14 protein-coding genes are annotated in these 20,192 nt (G+C 56.6%); 11 read left to right on the top strand and 3 right to left on the bottom strand.

The window, feature by feature from the left end; translation table 11 throughout:
- Positions 1 to 75 precede the first annotated feature (75 nt).
- The 6 genes from BLR09_RS05755 (at position 76) to BLR09_RS05730 (ending at position 8,900) form a co-directional block, all read left to right on the top strand.
- On the top strand, positions 76 to 3,228 hold the full coding sequence (locus BLR09_RS05755; protein WP_093198936.1) for a SusC/RagA family TonB-linked outer membrane protein: 3,153 nt from the start codon (positions 76 to 78) through the stop codon (positions 3,226 to 3,228).
- A gap of 4 nt (positions 3,229 to 3,232) precedes the next feature.
- Positions 3,233 to 4,948, top strand: a complete 1,716-nt coding sequence (locus BLR09_RS05750; protein ID WP_093198934.1) for a RagB/SusD family nutrient uptake outer membrane protein — start codon at positions 3,233 to 3,235, stop codon at positions 4,946 to 4,948.
- A 137-nt stretch (positions 4,949 to 5,085) separates the two neighbouring features.
- Positions 5,086 to 6,612, top strand: coding sequence for a glycoside hydrolase family 32 protein (locus tag BLR09_RS05745; protein WP_093198931.1), 1,527 nt, complete (start codon positions 5,086 to 5,088; stop codon positions 6,610 to 6,612).
- 107 nt (positions 6,613 to 6,719) lie between these two features.
- The gene (locus BLR09_RS05740) at positions 6,720 to 7,487 is read left to right on the top strand and encodes a class I SAM-dependent methyltransferase (protein ID WP_093198929.1); all 768 of its coding nucleotides are present in this window, start codon (positions 6,720 to 6,722) and stop codon (positions 7,485 to 7,487) included.
- Positions 7,488 to 7,616: 129 nt separating this feature from the next.
- Positions 7,617 to 8,333, top strand: a complete 717-nt coding sequence (locus BLR09_RS05735) for a TIGR03915 family putative DNA repair protein (RefSeq protein WP_093198926.1) — start codon at positions 7,617 to 7,619, stop codon at positions 8,331 to 8,333.
- A gap of 93 nt (positions 8,334 to 8,426) precedes the next feature.
- A complete protein-coding gene (locus BLR09_RS05730) occupies positions 8,427 to 8,900 on the top strand; it encodes a VOC family protein (protein WP_093198923.1) in 474 nt (157 codons plus the stop codon).
- A gap of 69 nt (positions 8,901 to 8,969) precedes the next feature.
- On the opposite strand, the gene BLR09_RS05725 is transcribed toward BLR09_RS05730, so the two are convergent.
- Positions 8,970 to 9,227: a GlsB/YeaQ/YmgE family stress response membrane protein gene (locus tag BLR09_RS05725; RefSeq protein WP_093198922.1), complete on the bottom strand. Its 258-nt coding sequence runs from the start codon at positions 9,225 to 9,227 to the stop codon at positions 8,970 to 8,972.
- A 30-nt stretch (positions 9,228 to 9,257) separates the two neighbouring features.
- Positions 9,258 to 9,656 (bottom strand): SpoIIAA family protein, encoded by a 399-nt coding sequence (locus tag BLR09_RS05720; protein WP_093198919.1) that lies wholly within the window; start codon positions 9,654 to 9,656, stop codon positions 9,258 to 9,260.
- A 350-nt stretch (positions 9,657 to 10,006) separates the two neighbouring features.
- Here BLR09_RS05720 and BLR09_RS05715 point away from each other — a divergent pair, with 350 nt between their 5' ends.
- The 5 genes from BLR09_RS05715 to BLR09_RS05695 all read left to right on the top strand — a co-directional run bounded on the left by BLR09_RS05715 (position 10,007) and on the right by BLR09_RS05695 (position 19,367).
- Entirely contained in the window at positions 10,007 to 10,726 is a 720-nt protein-coding gene (locus tag BLR09_RS05715) for a hypothetical protein (protein ID WP_143011032.1), read from the top strand.
- Positions 10,727 to 13,492, top strand: a complete 2,766-nt coding sequence (locus BLR09_RS05710; protein WP_093198915.1) for a TonB-dependent receptor — start codon at positions 10,727 to 10,729, stop codon at positions 13,490 to 13,492.
- Positions 13,492 to 14,616: a DUF4249 domain-containing protein gene (locus BLR09_RS05705; RefSeq protein WP_093198913.1), complete on the top strand. Its 1,125-nt coding sequence runs from the start codon at positions 13,492 to 13,494 to the stop codon at positions 14,614 to 14,616. Before BLR09_RS05710 ends, BLR09_RS05705 begins: the two co-directional genes overlap by 1 nt.
- A gap of 13 nt (positions 14,617 to 14,629) precedes the next feature.
- The gene (locus BLR09_RS05700; RefSeq protein ID WP_093198911.1) at positions 14,630 to 16,882 is read left to right on the top strand and encodes a hypothetical protein; all 2,253 of its coding nucleotides are present in this window, start codon (positions 14,630 to 14,632) and stop codon (positions 16,880 to 16,882) included.
- Between the two features lie 88 nt (positions 16,883 to 16,970).
- Entirely contained in the window at positions 16,971 to 19,367 is a 2,397-nt protein-coding gene (locus BLR09_RS05695; RefSeq protein ID WP_093198910.1) for a penicillin acylase family protein, read from the top strand.
- A 49-nt stretch (positions 19,368 to 19,416) separates the two neighbouring features.
- Here the strand turns inward: BLR09_RS05695 and BLR09_RS05690 are convergent, their stop codons facing one another.
- Positions 19,417 to 20,163, bottom strand: coding sequence for an SDR family NAD(P)-dependent oxidoreductase (locus tag BLR09_RS05690; protein ID WP_093198907.1), 747 nt, complete (start codon positions 20,161 to 20,163; stop codon positions 19,417 to 19,419).
- Positions 20,164 to 20,192 lie beyond the last annotated feature (29 nt).

Raw genomic sequence — 20,192 nt, 5'->3', positions numbered from 1 at the left:
CCGCACCTGCTGTGCGGGAGGAACTGCTTTGCCCCTCCATTCTCTCTTTTATCGCTAATCTTTCTGTAAACGCCTATGAACAAGTATCTATTTACGCTGATTATCCTGTGGACGACCGTCCAGGTGGCGGTGGCCCAGCGGGTGCTGACCGGATCGGTGTTCGATTCGAAAACGAACGAACCCCTCGTCGGCGCCAGCATCGTCGTCACCGGTACCACCACCGGTACTGTCACCGACCCGCAGGGGAAATTCTCCCTCCGTGTTGCCGATAATGCAAAGTCGCTCAAAGTCTCCTACATCGGGTATACGACGCAGGAAGTAGCCGTTGCGGGGTTAACGAACGTCTCCATCGCCCTCGTCGCCGGTAGCCAGCTGGCGGAGGTAGTCGTCCTCGGGTATACCACTTCCCGGAAAGAAGACCTGACCGGAGCCGTAGCCGTGGTAGAAGTCGCCTCCATCAAAAACACGACCTCCGGTAACCCCATGCAGGCTTTACAGGGGCGGGTGCCGGGGTTATACATCGAAAAAACCGGTAGTGCCTCCGGAGAAAGCAGCCGTATCCTCATTCGCGGGGCGAATACCCTGGGGAATAACGACCCGCTGTATGTCATCGACGGCGTGCCGACGAAGCGCAGCCAGGTATTCCAGAGCCTGAATGCCAGTACCATACAGTCGGTACAGGTATTGAAGGATGCCTCTTCGGCGTCGATCTACGGGGCGCGGGCTTCCAACGGCGTCATCATCGTCACCACCAAAAACGGCGGGAACACCGACGGAAAAGTAACCGTCCAGCTGAACTCCAGTATCTCCGCACAAACCGAAAAACCGGAACGCTTTAAGATGCTGAACGCAGCCGACCGCGGCCGGGCGCTGTGGCAGGCCTCTGTCAACGACAAGGTAGACCCGGCTTCGGGATACGGTGAGATTTATGATTTCGACTGGAACAAAGACTACAACAACCCGGTCCTGAACAAGGTAACGGTGAAGCCGTACGTCGGCGGAGATCCCAATGTACCCGTCGGCGATACTGACTGGCAGAAGGAACTTTACCAGCGGGGTATTGTCACCAACAACGACCTGACGATCTCCAGCGGCACGAAAAATGCCTCTATTGCCGTGAACGTCAGCTATCTCCGGAATTCGGGAATGCTGAAGTATACGGGCTACGAGCGGATGACCGGCCGCGTAAACGGGCAATTGAGCAAATGGGACGGTCGTTTCAAGTTCGGTATGAACCTCCAGGCGACGTCGTCGAAGGAAACGCCTGCCGCAACCGACCTCGGCGGCGCGCCGACGCCCGGCCTGGCCATTACCCTCGCCCCGACGATCCCCGTCTACACCAAAACCGGGGAGTTTGCCGGGCCGCTCGGCTCCGGGTATTCCGACCGGAACAACCCGCTTCACATGCAGTACATCAACCGCTGGGACAAAACGAAGCGTACCTTCCTGTTCGGCAATGTATATGCGGAGATTGAACCGGTGAAAGACCTCGTCCTCCGGACGTCTGTCGGGATGGATAATGCCGGGTATTCCTTCAAAAACATCGAACAGTCGTTTACCGAAGGATTCATTGCGCGTTCGCTCAACAACATGACGCTGACCACCAACAAGTTCCTCAGCCTCACGTGGACGAATACCCTGCGGTATGCCCTCAACCTGAACCAGCATCAGTTCAAGTTTCTGGCCGGGATGGAAGCCATCCGCGATAACCTCGACGACGTTGTTTCGTACCGCGAAAACTTTGCCGTACAGTCGGAAGACTACTTCGTGCTGAGCGCGGCGTCGGGGAATGCGAGCAGCATGGGTACGTCGACTGGCTCCCGCCTGCTCTCCCAGTTTGCCCGCGTCGACTATGCCTTCTCGGACCGGTACCTGGCCGCGCTGACACTCCGCCGGGATGGGTCTTCCCGCTTCGGGGACCAGAACCGGTACGGCTTTTTCCCGGCGGCGTCGGTCGGCTGGAGACTGGATAAGGAAGCGTTCCTTTCGAACGTAAAAGCTATCAGCAGCCTGAAAGTACGCGCCGGTGTCGGCCGGATTGGTAACCAGGATATTGGCGACCTCGCCCGCTTCGGTCTGTTCGAAGCCCGGTATGGTACGCTGGCGTCGCAGGTGACCAACGGGCATAATCCCTTCTTCGATCAATACTGGAACGTAGGTACGGCCTATGACCTGAACGGTTCGAAAAGCGGGACGCTGCCCTCCGGCTTTGTCCAGACCCAGGGCTCCAATACGGCGTTGAAATGGGAAACGACAGACGAACTCAACGTCGGGGTAGATTTCGCCTTCCTCAACGGAAGTCTCTATGGATCATTCGATTACTTCACCCGCCAGACCCGGGATATCCTCATCAAGCCGCCGGTAGCATCGGCGGTGGGTGAAGGGCAGCTGCGTTTTGTCAACGGTGCGACGAAGACGAACAAAGGCTTTGAGCTTTCCCTCGGGTATCATGGAAAGCCGGTTGGTGACTTTACCTACAGCCTCTTTGCCAACTTCGCCCGCTTCCGCGACAAGATTACGGTACTGCCGGAAGAAGTACGTTCGGCCTTCGCGGGTAATGCTGTGACGACGATCATCGGCCATTCCCAACTCGATCTCTTCGGGTACCGGACAGACGGCATCTTCCAGAATCAGTCTGAAGTAGACGGCCACGCCAAACAGGTAGGCGCAGCGCCGGGACGTATCCGGTACCGGGACCTCAATGGCGACGGCGTCATCAACTCCCTCGATCAGGAATTTTTCGGGACAACGCTCCCGGGCCTGGAGTACAGCGCCCGCATCGACATCGGCTATAAAAACTTTGATCTGTCGGTATTCGGATCGGGTATTGCCGGCCGCACGGGCTTTGATCCCTACACGTTCTACAATGATTTTATCCGGGGAAGAGACAACGTCGGGCCGGGCGTATTCAAGGCCTGGACAGCGCAGAACCCGACCTCGGCAGTACCTGCCCTGACGCTGTCGGACGGAAACGACGAAACCCGTACTTCCGACTACTTCAACGTCAACACGTCGTACTTCAAACTCCGGAATGTACAGCTTGGCTTCAATGTGCCGAAGGTGTTCAACGAGCGCTTCGGGCTGGGTAGCCTCCGCCTGTACCTCATGGCCGAAAACCTCTTCTGGGTGAAGGCGCGGAAGTTCCAGGGGCCTGATCCCGAGCGGATCAATGTCAACGACATCCCCGTGCCGCGTACCTACACTTTTGGCTTAAACGTCTCATTCTGAACCGATGAAAAAGATATTCCATACGCTACTTCCGCTGGCCGCCGTCCTGACCGTGACCTCGTGCAGCAATTTTCTTGACTATGAACCGAAGGGTACGCTGTCGTCCGACAACGTTACTTCCGCCGCCAACGCCGAAGCCCTCGTCACCGCCGCCTATGCCGGTATCGGCAACGGCGACATGATCGGCCCCATCGCCAGCATGTGGGTGTACGGGAGTGTGCGCTCGGACGACGCCTACAAGGGCGGCGGCGGCGTTGCTGATTTGCAGGATATTAACTTTTACGAGCAGTATAACCTCACGCAGCCGCAGCAGGGTGGCGGGTTTTACCATCCCTACACCTGGGAAAACTATTACAAGGCTATTTCCCGGGCGAATGTAGGCCTGCGCTCGATCAACAACCTGACCGAGACGGCCTTCCCCAATAAGAAAATCCGCCAGGCTGAGCTTCGCTTTCTGCGCGGGCATGCCCATTTCATGCTGAAAATGCTCTTCGGGGCGATTCCGTATGTAGATGAGACGCTGACGAACGACCAGATCCTGGCAACGTCCAACCGGCAGCTCGGCAACGACCAGCTCTGGAACAAAATCGGCGATGATTTTCAGTTTGCGGTGGATAACCTGCCCGCTTCGCAGACGCAGGTTGGCCGGGCCAATAAGCTCTCAGCGGCGGCATACCTCGCCAAAACCCGCCTGTTTCAAGCGTACGAGCAGGACGACAAGCATAAAGTCGTGAATATCAACAAAACCCGCCTTCAGGAAGTCGTGACGCTGACTCAACAGGTCATCAGCTCCGGCAAGTACGACCTGCACCCGGATTTTGCGCAGAACTTCCTGCCGGAATTTGATAATGGAAAAGAGTCCGTTTTTGCCATCCAGTTTTCGATCAACGACGGTACGACGCTCGGCCGCGTCAATACCGAAGACGGCCTGAACTACCCCCACGGCGCGCCACAGTACGGTTGCTGCGGATTCCACCAGCCGTCGCAAAACCTGGCGAACGCGTTCGGAACGGATGCAAACGGCCTGCCGAAGTTCGATACTTTTAACAATGGAGAAATTGACTTCAAAACGGCGACGGTAGATCCCCGGGTAGACCATACCATCGGAATCGACGGCCATCCGTACAAGTACAACGCGGCACTGCCCTTCAGCAATGCCTGGGTACGTGATCCGGGGGTATACGGATACTTTCAGACGATGAAATCCCAGCAGCTGGCTACCAGCTCGGCCTACAAAAAGCAGGGACCGTTTATGGGAACGGCCAAAAACATCGACGTCATCCGGTATGCCGACGTACTGCTCTGGCAGGCAGAGGCGTACATTGAGCTTGGTCAGCAGGACCTGGCGCTTCCGCTGATCAACAAGCTGCGGGAGCGGGCGGCAGGCAGCACCGGCCGGACCAAAAAGGCCGACGGTACGGACCCGTCGAAATACCTCATCAAATCCTATACCTCAACCGGCTGGACCCAGGCATATGCCCGTAAGGCGCTGCAATGGGAGCGCCGGCTGGAGTTCGCAACGGAAGGACCGCGGTTTTTTGACCTCGTCCGCTGGGGTATTGCAGCCGAAACACTCAACGCCTACCTTGACAAGGAGAAAACCCGGCACGGATTCCTGAACGGCGCACGCTTCACCGCCGGCCGCGATGAGTACCTCCCGATCCCCCAACGCGAAATCACGTTTACGAAGGGGTTGTATCAGCAGAATCCGGGATATTGAAAAGCAGTTTTCGGTTTTCGGTTTACAGTTTTCAGTTAGCCGGACTGTAAACTGAAAACCGAAAACTGAAAACCGAAAACTGAAGACTGAAGACTGAAGACTGAAAACGCTTCCATCCAGAAACCCCTCTCAAACCCATGAAAAAACTCCCCCTCGCTGCTGCCCTTCTCCTGCTTACGCAGGCCGGGATGGCGCAGACGGCGGAAAAGTACCGCCCGTCTTTTCACTTCGCTCCGGAGAAAAACTGGACCAACGACCCGAACGGGCTGGTCTATCTCGATGGCGAGTACCACATCTTTTACCAGTACAATCCCTTAGGTGATACCTGGGGACACATGAGCTGGGGGCACGCCGTCAGCAAAGACCTGACGCACTGGGAGCACCTGCCGCTGGCATTACCCGAGTTTCCGAACCCCGACGGAAAGAGCGAAACGATGATATTTTCCGGCAGCGCCGTCGTCGATGCCGGGAATAAAAGCGGCCTGTGCCCGTCTGGTACAAAAGATTGCCTGGTAGCCATCTACACCGGCCATATCCACGCCAAGGGCGAAGAACTCCTCCAGCAGCAGAACCTGGCCTTCAGCGCCGACAAGGGGCGTACCTGGCAGCAGTACTCCGGTAACCCCGTCCTGACGCTCAATACCCCGACCTTCCGGGACCCGAACGTTTCGTGGTACGAGCCGGAAAAGAAGTGGGTCATGGCCGTCGCCAAGCCGGACAAGCATCAGATTTACTTTTATGAATCTCCCGACCTGAAAAAATGGAACAAAACCGGCGAGTTCGGGCCGCAGGGAGACATAACCAAGATCTGGGAGTGCCCGGCGCTGTTTAAGGCGCCTGTCACAAACGAAAAGGGAAAAGAGAAATGGGTACTGCTGGTATCGTCCGGGCACCGGACGCCGGGGTATGTCGGAATGCAGTATTTTGTCGGTGAGTTTGACGGAAAAACCTTCCGGGCCGATAAGGATAACCCGAACCCCGGATCGCCGGCGTTTGGCAACGTACTCGACTGGGGCAAGGACTTTTACGCAGCTATTGAATTCAACCACCGCCCCAAATCGCGTCCGAAACCCCTGATTCTGGGTTGGGCACTCAACTGGGAGTACGCCGGGAAAGTCCCGACGAGCCCGTTCCGCGGCAGCATGACCCTCGCCCGCGAAGTATCGCTCAAACGTACCCCGGGTGGTTTGGTGCTGGTGCAGGAGCCGGTTTTGACGGGCGTGCGGCAGGAAACGGTGGAGAAGCTGGCGTCAGTTTCCCTTAAGGATGAGACAAAGGCGCTGCCGAAGGCTACGGGCGACAGGCTCGATATCTCCTTCACGGTAGACCCTGCCGGTGGAGAAGCCGGCCTGGTACTCGACAAAAACGGGGAGCAGGAAACAATCCTCCGGGTGAAGAGCGGCAGCGTGGAGCTTGATCGCCGGCATTCCGGAAACGTGTCGTTTCACAAAGCCTTCCCGAGCGCAGATGCCGCGCCGGTAGGCAAAGGACCGGTATCGGTGCGGGTCGTCCGGGATGCTTCTCTCCTGGAAATCTACCTCAACGGCGGAGAAGCGGTCCTGACGGAGCACATCTTCCCCGAAAAACCCGGAGAGCCGGTATCGCTTTTCGGAAAAGGAGGGAAGGCGGTGTTTAAGAATGTGGTAGTGAAGCAGTTACGGTAGTCCAGTAATTCTCAGATTTGTAATCCCCGGCCAAAACGGCCGGGGATTACTGTTTCCGGCTGATCGATGCTATTTTGCAGGCTTCTGATCCAATCCGACAGACCTTTATGGATGCTATGTACCAGCCCGCGTTCGTCCGGGAGCTCTTCGACCGGATGTCCGGTTCCTATGAACGCATGAACTACATTACCTCTTTCGGCTTTTCGCTGCGCTGGAGGCGGCAGTTTCTCCGGCATATACCTGCCACGGGCGGCCCGCTGGAGGTAATCGACCTGCTGACCGGGATGGGCGAGACCTGGGAGGGCGTTCGCCGCCGGTTTCCGGAGGCCCGTTTTACCGCGCTTGATTTTTCGGATGAAATGCTCAAAAAGGCAGAGGAGAAAAACCTCCGGCGGTTTGGCGGGCAGATACTGCTCCGGAACGAGGATGTGCTGGAGAGTAGTCTTCCGTCCGGCTATTACGATGTCGTGACCTGCGCATTCGGCCTGAAAACTTTCAGTCCCGAACAGCTGGACCGGCTGGCGGGAGAAGTACGCCGGATTCTGAAGCCGGGGGGGCGGTTTGCGTTTATCGAGGTATCCCGGCCCGATAATGCCGCGCTTCGGTTTTTCTATGGATTTTACCTGGGGAAGGTAATCCCGGTACTCGGCTGGCTGTTTCTCGGCAATCCGACGGAGTACCGCATGCTCTGGCGGTATACGTCGCGGTTCGGGTCGGTATCGCAGGTAACAGGCCGCTTTCGTGAGGCAGGTCTTGATACAGAGGAGATTTCGTATTTCGGCGGATGCGCAACCGGTTTGTATGGGTCGAAAACAGCGGAACGGTCGGGCGAAAGAATGAGTGAAAAACGGAGACAAAATATACCTGTAGAATAATTTTTACAGCCATTTGTTCTAATTATTGATCAAAAATCGTAGATATTTGTATCGGATTGATTAAGATACTTAGACAAATGAAGAATTGCCGGAGAATCTCCCCGCGCTTCGCCTCTCCTGTTGTCACCCATGGAAACGTACCTGTTTGACGGAAGTCTGGAAGGGTTTCTGACCCTGATTTTTGACTGGTATGCCCGGAATCCGGGGCCTATCCGGATTCAGACCGGAACAAGCGCTCCGGGAAAAGTGCACGTGGTCCGCCGGGACGCCGAAAAAGCGCAACGGGTGGCGTCGGGTTTGCGGCAGCGCCTGTCGGCCGCCGGCTGGAGAGCTTTTTGCTGTACGTTTTTGTCGGAATTATCCGAAAGCCCGGTACACCTGTTTGGCTATGCGCTGTACGTATTCAGTGAAGTTCCCGGTGCAGAGAAAAACTACAGTCACGACGACGTCCTGTATGTGCGGCAGATTGCGTCGCGCATCGAACGCGAAATGCACCAGACCGAGGCGCACGTCCGTTTTCAGCAAAGCGGAGACGGGGTACTGTATGCGACAGTCAATCCCCGGTTCAACGTCCTGCCCCTGCTGGCCCGGCATTTCTCGGGCCGGTACGCACATCATACATGGATCATTTACGACATCCGCCGAAATTACGGGCTGTATTACGATAAAAAGTCAGTGAAGCTGTTTCGGCTGGAACCGGCCGGAGAAGGCGGAGCGCGTACCGAAGCCTTCACGGCGATCTGGCAGACGTATCTCGGAAATAGGTCGTTTCAAGGCTCCCTGGCGGTGAAAAATCTCCCGCAGCGGTTCTGGAGTTACCTCGCCGAAATGCAGGAAGAGGCCTAGGCGCAAATCACCCCTTTTATTGTCGGAATCAGGGATTTATGCGTGAGAACATTCCCGGTAAGTTTGCTTCATCCAAACAAAGCAAACACAACCATGCAAAAAATCACGCCTTTTCTCTGGTTCGACGACAAAGCCGAAGAAGCCATGAACTTCTACCTGTCCGTCTTCAAAAATGCGCATATCAAAAGCGTACACCGGTACGGAGACGATGTTCCCGGAAAAGCCGGGCAGGTCATGACCGGAACCTTTGAAATCGAAGGGCAGGAGTTCATGGCCCTCAACGCCGGGCCGCAGTTCCGGTTTACGCCTGCCATTTCCTTCTTTGTGAATTGCGAAACCCAGGAGGAGGTAGATGAACTCTGGGAAAAGCTGTCGGCCGGCGGCCGGAAAGACCGCTGCGGCTGGCTGGTCGATCCCTTCGGTATTTCCTGGCAGATCATCCCGACGCTGCTCGGCAAGCTGTTATACGATGCCGATCCATCCCGCTCCGGCCGGGTGATGCAGGCTATGCTGCAAATGGACAAAATTGACATGGCGGCCCTCCAGCGCGCCTACGATGGAGACTAACCCCGAAAAACGCAAAGCAGAAAGAGGCGCTCCGAACCGGAGCGCCTCTTTCTGCTTTTGCGAAAAGTACTACTTCGCCTTTCCCTTGATCAGCCCGGCGATAAACAGGATCAGGATCGCGCCGAGGAAAGCCGTCAGGATGCGGGAGAGAATGGAAGGGAGGCCGAGGACGACTTCGAGGTCGTCGCCCAGGAGCCAGCCGCCCACCCAGCCGCCCACAATACCGAGCAGCAACTGCACGATCAGGGAAAAGGAAAAGCGGGAAAACAATTTGTCGGCGAGCCATCCGGCTATCGCGCCGACGAGGAGGGAGATGAGGAGATTCATGGAATAGATTGGTTGAAGTCGTTGAAAAGTCTATTTAAACTGTTGCAGCCATGCCTTCGCCTCGTCCACATCAGGGAACGATTTCATCGGAATGGGTGGTGATTGAAAACGGAACAGCAGGTTCATGATAAACCGGGATAATCCCGGCGGTGAAACCATGGCCATCGCCGAGTAAATAACAGGAAGCTGGGTGGTTGAAAACGCCCGGGTTTCCTTGTCCGGTACCGGTGATTTGCTCAGGTAAATCAGCAGGGGAACGGGTTTGCCTCCGGTCAGTTCTTTTACAAACGCGACGTTACCGGCAATCAGCGGAACCGTCCGCCGGATACTTTTTGAAAGAGAGACAAGTATGCCGTCTTCAAACCAGTAAGAGGCGATCTCTCCTTCGTAAACCGGTTGGCCTTCAGGCGGCGTGACGTTCAGGTGCATGGAATTGCAGCAGGAATAAATGTTTACCCGAAAGATACAGAATCGCGGAAAAGTACGGTCTCCGGCAGGTACTCCTTTCCCAAAAATGAAGCTGGTCCGGCAGAAAATCCGATTTTTTCGACGAGTGACAAAAAAGAAGGAAGAACAGGAAAGAAGCGGCAAAAAAACGGCCATGCCGGTCTCCAACCTTCCGGAATAGAATAGTGTCTGTAACCCGTCGGATCATCCGAAAAAACGTCGCAGAAAAGGCTGTTTCAATCGCATTCCTTTTTGGCATTGGCAAAATAGCAGTATAAAGTTCTACCTTGGTTGTCGAAAACCCGAACACCCGATCGTATCACTGTACCTCTATGCCGACTCCACGATACCTCTTACAGGCAGCGGGAATACTCCTGCTGGCCGGACAGGCGTTCGCCCAGGACCCGGGACCGCCTGCGGCAGGCGATCCTGCCGCAGGACCGCCTGCCGCAGGCCCCGTCGTAGACCTCTACCGAAAGGCGACGGCCGCTTCAGCAGCTTTTTACAACGGGCGGGAATACACCGTCATGGAATTCCGTCCGACCGGCCACCAGTTTTTTGAGTCGATGGACTGGCAGCCGGCTTCCCTGACCTTCGACGGCGGGCTTTACAACGACGTTCCCCTTGTATACGACATTTACCGGGACCTGGTCGTTGTCCGGTATTCCAGCGGCTATCAGCGGCTGATTCTCCCCGGCATCGGCGTCAGTTCGTTCCGCATCGGTACCCACCGTTTTGTCCGGCTGGAAAAAGACATCCGGCCCGGATTTTACGAGGTATTGTACGAAGGAAAAACGCCGCTGTACTGCAAACGGATGAAAGAACGCCGGGAAGACCTTTCCGAACAGCGGGTCAACATCATCTACACTGAAAAAGACTCCTACTTCGTCCGGAAGGACGGCAAATACCTCTCCGTCAAAAACCGGAAAGCGATCTGGGCGGCATTCCCGGAAAAAAAGCGGGAGTTGCGGAAATACCTGCGCAAGCTGCCTTTCCGGGACAACTGGGAAGAGGCCCTCACCCAACTTATCGCCCACTACGACCAGATCTAGATGAAAGCACTTATACCGATTCTTTTCCTGCTGTGTTTCTGCTGCCGGCCGGCGTCGGCGCAGTACCGGTTCGACGGCCGTTCGGTAAGCGGATCGGCTGTGAACCTGAAGTTTTCGGAATGGGTGAAGCAGATCGAGGCGCAGTCCGACTACTATTTCTACTACCGCAAAGCCGATACCGACAGCGTATTTATTTCCGGGGAAGTAAAAGACCAGCCGCTGGCAGCGTTTCTGCGGGACCTTTTCCGGGGTACCGACCTGCGGTATGCCATTGACGCCCGGCACCGGGTATTTGTCACCCGCGAGCGCGCCATCGTGACGCGCCTGCCGACAGGCATCTTCGACCCGGCCGCGGAAGCGGATACTTCTGTCGGATATGTTTTTCAGGACCAGGAAATGGCCGCCCGGCTGTTGTCGAACGCCGAAAACAAGGTCTATGATGTCGGAATCAAAACATTCCGGATCCGGGAAGGGACGGCGACGGTCAACGGATACGTCCGGAATATCGTCACGGGTGAGCCGGTTATCGGCGCCTCCGTCTTTCTGGAGAAGCCTTCCATCGGCGTGTCGACCGACGCCCTCGGCTACTACACGCTTACCCTGCCGCGCGGCAAACACATGCTGAAGGTCAGGAGCGTCGGCATGCGGGAATCCCACCGGCAGATTGTGCTGTATTCCAGCGGAAAACTGAATATCGACCTGATCGAGAACGTCGTCGCCCTGAAAGAAATCCTCGTGAAATCGGACCTCGACGCCAGCGTGAAAAGCAACCAGATGGGCGTTTCCCGCGTGACGCTCAAAACGATGAAACAGGTACCGACGGCCTTCGGGGAAACCGACGCCCTGCGGGTTGTGATGACGCTTCCCGGCGTTAAAACCACGGGGGAGAGCAGCACCGGCCTGAACGTACGGGGCGGATCGACCGACCAGAACCTGATTCTGTTTAACGATGCGACGGTATTTAATCCATCTCACCTGTTCGGGTTCTTTTCGGCGTTTAACCCGGACATTCTCAAAGATATTGAACTGTATAAAAGCGATATGCCGGCGCGGCTGGGCGGGCGGCTGTCCTCTGTCCTCGAAATCAATACCCGCGAAGGCAACAAGCGGAAGTTTTCGGGCTCGGGCGGGATCGGTCTGCTGACGGGTCGTCTGACCCTCGAAGGACCCATCATCAAGGAACGTACCTCGGTGATGGTGAGCGGGCGCTCGTCGTACTCCAACTGGCTCCTCAAGCAGGTGACAGACGTGCGGTACAACAAAAGCCGGGCGTCCTTTTACGACGTCAACGTTCAGATCAACCACGAAATCAACCAGCGGAACAGCCTGACACTCAGCGCGTACAAAAGCTCCGATCAGTTCAAGTTCAACTCGGATACCGTTTACCGGTACCAGTCGGAACTCGGCTCACTGAAGTGGAAGCGTATTTTCAACCCGAGGCTCTTCGGGACGTTTACCGGTTCCTACAGCAGCTACCGCTATGATATTCAGGGAGAACAGATGCCGGAGAATGCCTTTGACCTGGCCTTCCGGATCCGGCAGTACCAGGCCAAGGCCGACCTGAGCTACATTCCCACCAACCGGCATACGTTTGACATGGGATTGTCGTCGTCTCTCTACAAAATCCAGTCGGGTACGTTTCGGCCGCGCGGAAGCGCGTCGCTCGTAAAACCGGAGATTGTTGAACCGGAGCAGGGCGTGGAAAGTGCGGTGTATTTCTCGGAGCGGTATGACGTCAACCCGCAGCTGGCGCTGACGGGCGGTGTTCGCGTGTCGTTCTTCCAGTACCTCGGCCCGCGGAGCGTAGCCCGCTATGCCGAAGGCCTGCCGATTGAAAAGAAGTATATCCGGCAATTTGATACCTATGGCAGCGGGGCGATTATTCAAAACTACCTCGGGCCGGAGTACCGGGTGTCGCTGCGGTACATGGCCTCGGCGTCGTTTTCCGTCAAAGCCGGTTTCAATACAACCCGGCAGTACCTGCAAATGCTGTCGAATACGGCGGCCATTTCGCCGACGGATATCTGGAAACTCAGCGATTCCTACCTGAAACCCCAGCAGGGCCAGCAGTTTTCGCTCGGCTTGTACAAGACGCTGCGGTCGGGTTCGGTGGAGTTGTCTGTCGAAGGATACTACAAAAAACTCCGCCATGTGCTCGATTACAAAAGCGGAGATTCCCTCATCCTGAACAAGCAGATCGAAACGGCGGTGATCTCGACCACGGGTAAAGCCTACGGCGTCGAAATCCTGCTCAAGAAACTGACGGGTAAACTCAACGGCTGGGCCAGCTACACCTACGCCCGGACGCTGCTGAAGGCAGACGATCCGTCGTCGCCGGACGCGCCGAACAACGGCAACTACTATCCGGCCAACTACGACAAGCCGCATGATTTTTCCCTCATCGGCAACTACCGGGTGAACCGGCGGTTCAGTTTGTCGCTGAATTTCAACTACAGTACGGGCAGACCCTATACGCCTCCGGTCGGAAAGTACTATATGGATGGTGTTGTCCGGACGTACTATGCCGAACGCAACCAGGCACGCATACCCGATTATATCCGCATGGATTTCGGGCTGAATATTGAAGGCAATCACCGGGTACGAAAGCTGGCGCACAGCTCCTGGACGATATCGGTCTATAACCTCCTCGGGCGGAAGAACCCGTACTCGGTCTTCTTCGTCACCGAAAACGGCAGTATCAAAGGATACAAGCTGTCGATCTTCGGACAGCCTATCCCGAGTCTCACTTACAACTTTAAATTCTGATGAAATACGGGGTCCTATTTTTGATACTGACGCTCGTCGTGGCCGGCTGCATTGACCCGTTCAATCCGTCGGATGCGAATAAGGACGGGAAGTACCTCGTCATCAACGGGTTTCTGAATACCGGCGGAGATACGTCGTATATCTCGCTGTCCCGTACGCAGGGGCTGTCGGATAAAACCGTGCCGACGGTCGTAACCGGCGCGGTAGTCCGCGTCGTGGGCGACAAAGGCACGACCTATACCTTCACCGACAAAGGCAGCGGCAATTACTTCCTGGCGCCGAGGAGTTTTCCGGTGACGGAAAACTTCATGCTCACTGTCAATGTCGGTGGAAAGGGGTATGCGTCTGAATATGTGCCGGTCAAACAGACGCCGGATATCGACAGCGTTTCCTGGAGAATGTACCAGTCGGAGGGGAAGATGAACTTCGTCGTCAATACGCACGACGCTACCGGAAATACCCGTTTTTATCGCTGGAAAGTAGAGGAAACGTATGAATTCCGGAGCGCGTACGGGTCGTACATTCTCGTGAAGAACGGGAAGATTGAGCCCCGGGCTGAAAACCTGACGACCTGCTGGCGGACCGATCTTCCCGGTAACATCATGATCGCTACCTCAGCGAAACTCACCGACGACGTCATCCGGAACTATCCCGTCGTGACGATTCTCAACGCCAGCAACAAACTGCTGGTCAAGTACAGCCTGCTCGTCCGCCAGTATGCCCTGACTCAGGATGCATACGAGTACTGGGACCAGCTGGCGAAAACGACTGAAACGACCGGTGGGATTTTTGACCCGCAGCCGTCAGTTCTCACCGGTAATTTCCACAGCGTCAATAACAAAGACGAACTGGTATTCGGGTATTTCTCAGCGGTTTCGGAAAAGAAGAAACGGATCACTGTAACGCCGGCTGACTTCAAAAGCTGGTACCCGGGTTCGTTCCCGTCCTGCCCGTCGCCCCCGGATACACTCGAGTTTATGGACATACGTTCGCTGATTGACGACGCCGGGATGATTATCGGCACGATTGACGAGCCGCCGCCAAGCCGGTATCTGATAGTGCCTCCCGTCTGCGCCGATTGCCGGCGGATGGGAGGGACCCTGACCAAACCTTCCTGGTTTTAACCGCACCCTGACGATGAAACAGCCCCTTTTATTCCTGATCGGACTGCTCGCCCCGTTTGTGCTGCGGGCTCAGGACCCGCGGCAGCGCCTGGAACAGCAGGCGCCGCTGACGGAAAAGATGTACCTCCATACCGACCGGACGTTTTACGTTGTCGGAGAAAGTATCTGGTTTCGCCTGTATTATGTCGACGGAACGAATCATAAGCCACTGGATATTAGTAAGGTAGCATATGTTGAGCTGCTCGACAAAGGGCAGACTCCCGTGCTGCAGGCCAAAATCGCCCTTCACAACGGCCGGGGCAATGGCATGCTGCTGCTCCCATCGGCCCTGGCTTCCGGAAACTATACCCTCCGGGCCTATACCCAGTGGATGAAGAATTTCGGAGCGGAGTTTTTCTTTTCGAAGACGGTGACGGTCGCCAATACCTTCACCAAAGTACCGGCCACCGCACCGGAGAAGGAGCTGGAACTGACCTTCTTCCCGGAAGGAGGGAACCTGGTGGCCGGTTTGCCGGGCCGGGTGGCGTTCCGGGGTATTGACGAGCGGGGCAAGGGCGTGGACCTTTCCGGCTCGGTTGTCAACCAGCGCAACGAAACCGTTGCCAGCTTCCGGACCGAGCGCTTCGGTCTCGGCAGCTTTGACCTGACGCCCGTCGCCGGGGATACCTACCGGGCAGTGATAGCCGGCCGCGGAGAATATCCCCTTCCGGCCACGCAGACCTACGGATATGCGCTGCGGCTGCAACCGGGAGAGAACGGAAGCGCGCAGGTAGAAATTACGTCGACGGCCGACCGCAACGGCTATCTCCTCGTCCATACCCGCCGGAAGGTTGGGTACGCGCAGCCGGTGTCGTTTCCCGGCGGAAAAGCGGCGGTATCGATTCCTGCCGCGGCATTGGGCGAGGGTATTTCGCACCTGACCTTTTTTGATGCGGCGCAGCGGCCGGTTTGCGAGCGCCTGATATTCCGCAAGCCGCGCCGTCGCCTGACTATCGACGCCAAAAGCAACAAACAGGTATACAATACCCGCGACAAAGTACTGCTCGACCTGGCCGCTGATTCGGCGAGCCTGTCGGTCGCGGTCTATCGCCTGGATTCCCTGCAGCAGCCTGAAAGTGAAGATATTGCCAGTTATCTCTGGATGCGGTCGGATCTGAAAGGTACCGTAGAGGCGTCTTCATACTACCTGGACGCGCCGGAGTCGGCCGCTGATCTGGTCATGCTCACGCACGGCTGGAGCCGGTTCCGGTGGGACGACAAGCCGTTTGAACCTACTTACCTGCCCGAAATTGACGAGCATGTCGTGACTGGAAAAGTACTGACGGCCGACGGCCGCCCTGCCGCCGACGAGCCCGCTTTTCTGGCTGCCCCGGGCCGGCACGTATGGCTGTATACGGCGCTGAGTGACAAAAACGGGAAGGTATTTTTCCCGATGAAGCACTTCGCCGGGCCGAATGAAATCGTAGCGGCAACAGGAGATACCCTGAAACGGATTGAGCTTCAGTCTCCCTTTGCGGAAGCGCGGAGCGACGACAAGGTACCTCCGATGGTATTTGACAAGAATCTGGCCGACCCCCTGCTGGAGCGGAGCCTGTCTATGCAGACGTTCAACGCGTTTTTCCAGCCCTATGCGCCTGTCCAGCGGACCGATACCGTGGCCTTTTACGGCATCGCCGATAAAACGTATTTTCTGGATGATTATACACGGTTTCCGCTTCTGGAGGAAGTCATGCGGGAATATGTCCCGGAAGTGGATGTGCGCCGCCACCGAGGGCGGTTTTCCTTCCTGATGGTCTTCCGCGGGCAGTATGAATTTACCCGCCCGCCGCTGGTACTGCTCGACGGCGTACCGGTGCAGGATATTAACAGGCTACTCGCCATTGATCCTCTGAAAATCAGGAGACTGGACGTGGTGAATACGCGGTATTTCCTCGGCCCGTTAACCTTCGACGGCATCGTCAGCTTCCGTAGCTATAAAGGAGACGTGGCCGGGTTTCAGCCCGAGGGCCTGGTGACTTCCTACGAAGGCGTGCAAAACCGCCGCGAATTTTACGCGCCCCGGTACGACGCGAAAGAGCAGCGGGACAACCGCCTCGCCGACTTCCGCCATCTCCTGCACTGGGTACCCGAGGCGGGCGGACGGCAGCAGCTGAACTTCTACACCGGCGACCTGGAAGGGACCTACGAGGTTGACATTCAGGGATTATCGGAGTCAGGTGCGCCGGGCAGCCGGCGACTGACCTTCGAGGTGAAAAAGCAATTGTAACAGGAAACCCCCGGCGGTCGCGCCGGGGGTTTTTCTTTTACGGGGGAATCTGTAGATTGGCCGCGCATCCTGCTAAAAACACACCCCCATGAAATGGCTTAAGCGTATTCTCTTCACCCTCCTGATAGTGGTTGTCGTTGCCGTGGCCGCGGGTTGGCTCTTTCTCTTCCGGAATAAGACGCCGAACCTGTCGAACGAGCTATCCCTTCCCGGCCTGAAAGCTCCGGTAGAGGCCTATTACGACGACTACGGCGTTCCGCATATATATGCCGAAAACGAGGAAGATCTCTTTTATGCCTTCGGATACGTGCATGCGCAGGACCGCCTGTTTCAGATGGAAATGTTGCGGCGCCTGGCAGACGGACGGCTTTCGGAAGTATTCGGGGCGAAGGCGCTGCCTACAGACCGGTTCTTCCGCACCCTGAGTTTCCGCCACTACGCCCGGCAAACCATCGATTCGGTTTACCGCAAACAACCGCAGGCGCCGTTTGTGAAGGCGATGGAGGCGTATGTCAAAGGTATCAACGCCTATATCTCGACCGGAGAAACTCCGCTTGATTTTGAACTGGCCAAGATTCCCAAAACACCTTTTACCGTTGAAGACGTCGAAATCATCCAGGGGTACATGGGCTATGGTTTTGCGGAAGCCTTCCGGTCGGAAGCGGTGTTTACGACCATCGCCGAAAAATGGGGGCCTGCGTATCTGAAAGACATGGCGGGCGACTGGCCGGTTGACGAACCCATGATTCCCACCCAACATACGCCTGACCCGGCGGTAGTAGGCGCAGCGGGCGTATTGGCACAGGTAGCAGGCCGGTTTCAGGCCCTGGACCTGCCGTATCCTCCCTACCACGGATCCAACGGCTGGGTGATTTCCGGAAAGAAAACACGCTCCGGCAAGCCGATTCTTTCGAATGATACCCACATTGGTTTTGCACAGCCATCCGTCTGGTACGAAGCCCACCTGAATGCTCCGGGATTCAATTTTTACGGCAGTTTTCTGGCTGGTACGCCCTTTGGCGCGCTCGGTCACAGTGACAAGGGAGGCTGGGGGCTGACGATGTTTGAAAACGACGACGTAGATTTTTACCGGGAAAAAGCCAATCCCGAAAACCCCGGGCAGGTATGGTTCAAAGATCACTGGGAAAACCTCTCGGTCCGGAAGGAAACCATCCATATCAAGGATTCAAGCGATGTGGCGCTCGATGTACGGGAGTCACGCCACGGTATCCTGATTCATGACGTCTTCGACGGGCTGAAAGACCACCGGCAGCAGCCCATCGCCCTTTGGTGGACCTATTACAAATTTCCGAGCCGGCTGGCAGAAGCCTTTTACGGACTGGCGCATTCATCCGATGCGACCGAAGCCGCTGCCCAGGCCGCGAAGATCCACGCGCCCGGCCTGAATATCATGTGGGGCGATACCAAAGGAAACATCGCGTGGTGGGCCGTAGCCCGCTTGCCGAAACGCCCGGCGGGTGTCCGGCCCTATGTCATGCTCGACGGATCGACGGGAAATGACGACCCCGTCGGCTGGTATGATTTCTCCCAAAACCCGCAGATACTCAACCCGCCGCGCGGCGTGCTGTATTCCGCCAATAACCAGCCGGCTGATATGGGGAACGGCCTGGTGCCGGGGTACTACGTGCCCGGCGACCGCGCCCGGCGGATCGAGCAACTGATCTTTACCGATAAAAAGGACTGGACGCCGCAGGAGGTACGCAAGGTCATCAACGACGTGACGAATCCGGAGTATCCCCTGATACTGAAGGATATACTTCCGCTGGTTGACCGACCCTCCGCCGACGCCGAGCTCCTCGCGCGGTGGTCGGGTGTACACGAGCTGGCCAGTACCGAACCGACTCTTTTCTACAAATGGATCTGGCATATTTACCGCCTGGCCATACAGGATGAGCTGGGAGAAACCAACTTCCTCAATACCACCAGCTTCAAGCGGAATATGGCTTCTTTCCTCCGGAACGACGCCTCGCCGTGGTGGGACAATGTGCATACCCCCGCGAAGGAAACCCGCAAACAGATTCTGAATGAGGCTTTCAAAGCAGCAGTAGCAGATCTGGAAGCCCAGCTCGGAACCGACCGGAAAGTCTGGAACTGGGAAAAAGTCCATACGCTGGAACACAAACACCCCATTTCCGTGGCTTCTGACCTGCTCGGACGCCTGTTCAACGTCGGGCCGTACCCGGTGCCGGGCGGACGGGAAACCATTAATAACCTGGATTTTCACATCGACTCAACAGGCCTGTACAAAGTAACTTACGGGCCGGCGCTCCGGCGAATCGTCGATTTTGCCGATCCGCTCAACGGCACGGGATGCTTGCCGACGGGCCAGTCGGGCGTGGTCTCCAGTGAGCATTACAAAGACCAGGCCGAGCTCTTCGCCAGCGGAGAAGCCAGGCCCGAGCTGATGAATAAGGAGGCGATCGTGAAAGTGGCGGGCGACCGGAAAATTACCTTCCGGCCCTGATCCATCTCTTCAAAAACAAAAAAGGCAGGAAATTTTCCTGCCTTTTTTGCTACCAGGGAAGTACCTGGCCGAGGTGGTGCAACTGACCCGTAGGGCCGTCTGCGCCGACCGTCGCTAATTGTACGCTTGTTTTCGCACCGTCGGCTTCCGTCAGCGGAGCTACGCTGCCTCCAAGGCGGGTCTGAACCCAGCCGGGGTGTGCGGAGTTGACCTTGATCGTGGTATCCTTCAGCTCGTGGGCGAGGTGCACGGTAAAGGCGTTCAGCGCGGTTTTGGAAGTATCATAGGCAAACATTTTGATCGGGTAGATCGACGCTTCCGGATCGCTGTGGAGTGTCAGCGACCCGAGCACGCTCGACACGTTGACAATACGGCCCGCTTGTGATTTTTTCAGGAGGGGAAGCAGTTTCTGAGTCAACAGGACGACGCCAAAAAAGTTTGCTTCAAAGGTCTGACGGAGCGTTTCTTCCGATACGCCGCTGGTGGCGTCCGCCCGGCCGATAGACTCTGCGGGTTGTCCTTCCAGGCCAAGCCCTGCGTTGTTGACGAGGACGTCCAGGCGGCCGTATTTGTCACTGAAATAGGCATAGGCCGCGTCCCGGTCGGCCGTACTCGACGCTTCGAAGACGATGAAATCCGCCGGAATACCTTCGGCCTGTAATTCGGCCACAGCCTGCCGCCCCGCTTCTGCGTCCCGCGAGCCAATGACGGGGATAACACCTTCTTTTCCCAGTTGACGGGCGGTTTCAAGCCCGATTCCGCGGTTTCCTCCGGTAATAAATGCTACTGTAGACATGACTTTGACGAGTTTAGAAAATAGACCGA

It is taken from the genome of Siphonobacter aquaeclarae (assembly GCF_900103285.1).
In the GTDB taxonomy this organism is placed as follows: Bacteria; Bacteroidota; Bacteroidia; order Cytophagales; family Spirosomataceae; genus Siphonobacter; species Siphonobacter aquaeclarae.
This window is presented reverse-complemented; position numbering and strand designations above follow the sequence as displayed.